This window comes from Massilia sp. P2_C2 (genome assembly GCF_056404615.1).
In genome coordinates, this window is the sequence record NZ_JBFUDR010000559.1 from 1 (window position 1) to 1,821 (window position 1,821).

Sequence of the window (1,821 nt, forward strand, 5' to 3'; positions counted from 1 at the left end):
TCCAACAACGTAGCTTAATGTTCAATTGGCCTGTGAGTCTCAAAAACCATGTGCTCGTCTTCGTCATGGCGTCCTTGCTCGGATGCTCGCAAGGTGTGCCAATTTCCATTACCAATCAATCTGGACGAGCCCTGCAGGAGGTTATAGTTTCCGGTTCCGGATTCAATCAACATATTTCATCGATTGCGGCAGGGGAGACCGCTACACTACATGTCCATCCCAAAGGTGAGACGGGCGTTGCGATAGGGTTCGACTTAGGGGCAAAAAACTTCTCGTACGCCGAAAACGGCTATTTCGAAGCCAACGGGTATAATGTCGAGATTATCGTAGATCCCACTGGGCGTGCTTCAGTACGCGCTGAATTGGCTAATTGGTAGAGTAACAAATGCCGGAACTCAAGCTTCAGTACGCATTCACTCAGGACAAGTTTCAGCATGCGAAGCGCCCACTTAAAAAAGAGGCTTTCGACATGACAGGTAAATGTAGATGTTTAGTTTCGTGCGATCATGTTCCTCATCGTAGCTGGCCATTGTTTCGTGCAAGGGCTATGCTGGCCGACTTGATTGCTGGGTTCAGCAGTCCCGGCATTCAACCGCAACAGGAGCAGTCCGCAGCATGAGTTCACGCATCAATGCTGGGCGAATCATCAAGGTGAACCATGCAGGCGAGCATGGTGCTGTGAATATATATATGCCGGGCAGATAGCAGTGGCACGCGTGCGAGCACGCGCGCTGGCTGTGCTGCCGGCCCTGCCCGACGGCGCAAACTCATGTGCAGGTGAACTCGACACTGACGTTGAAGGAATTTTATGAAGTGGAGCCAACTGAAGAAGAGAATTGAAGACAACTTCGCGGCTTCCGTTCACGGCCGTGTAAAAGTATGGTCTACACGTTATCGGCATGCACATGATCAGGATGGCGAAGCCTGGATCACTTTTGATGGGCAAAGAGTCATCAGCTTGGCAACATTTTCATATGAAGTGGAAGCGGGGCAGGTGCGCAACAAGATAAGAAGAACTTCCGGTTGCGTTGACTACAGAAACCCTGAACATCAGGCGGGATACTACTCTGCATATGATGAAGCAGACCGCATCGTGAACTATCAAGAGTTTTATCCGCTTTGGGAATTCAACAAGTCGCTTTTTGCATATCTAAATCTTTCGATTGCCGATGCACTGCGATCGACAGATCCGCTGACCAAGGCCTTGGGGATATTGGACCGGCGCTTCGGAAAGCGGCGCCTGAAAGATTTCGATCAGGCTGGGGAGAGCGTGCTAGTAAAAAAGATGTATGAKTATCGTTGCATCTGCGAAGGTATCGTTGCTGCTGATTCAAGGCTGCAGATTGAAGAGATGTCGTATCAAGTACCGTGAAAAGCACCGTATTGCCATCATTCGGTAGAACAGTTCAAGTGGAAAATTCATGGGCAAAAAACGCCTCGAAGCCATCAGCCACGCTGTCATCGCCATCATCATTACCATATCGACCAGGACGAGCTCCAGTACGCAGGTCTTCCACTTGATTGGCGCTCCCGCGCTAACCTGTTCAATCGATTTCTCCAAGGAGCCCACGGTAGGCACTGTCACTAACGGCGCCACCACCAAAAGATGCGTGACTAAAAATTCCTTATCGACGAAGATCGACGGATCAGCCAATGGAGCAGCAATGGGAAAAAACCGCCTCGAAGCCTTCAGCGACGGCGTCATCGCCATCATCATCACCATCATGGTGCTGGAACTCAAAGTCCCGCACGACCCCGATTTCCGCGCGCTGATCCCGCTGTGGCCGGTGTTCATGAGCTACGTACTGAGCTTCGTGTACG

Annotated in this window: 3 protein-coding genes; all 3 read left to right on the top strand. The window is 50.8% G+C overall.

Annotated features, from left to right (window positions below):
* On the top strand, window positions 1-377 hold a 377-nt coding region (locus AC1DYX_RS30810; RefSeq protein WP_477265977.1), incomplete at its 5' end, for a hypothetical protein.
* A 431-nt stretch (window positions 378-808) separates the two neighbouring features.
* The gene (locus tag AC1DYX_RS30815) at window positions 809-1,372 is read left to right on the top strand and encodes an SF0329 family protein (RefSeq protein ID WP_477265979.1); all 564 of its coding nucleotides are present in this window, start codon (window positions 809-811) and stop codon (window positions 1,370-1,372) included.
* Window positions 1,373-1,421: 49 nt separating this feature from the next.
* A partial coding sequence (locus AC1DYX_RS30820; RefSeq protein ID WP_477265981.1) for a TMEM175 family protein occupies window positions 1,422-1,821 on the top strand: 400 nt, incomplete at its 3' end.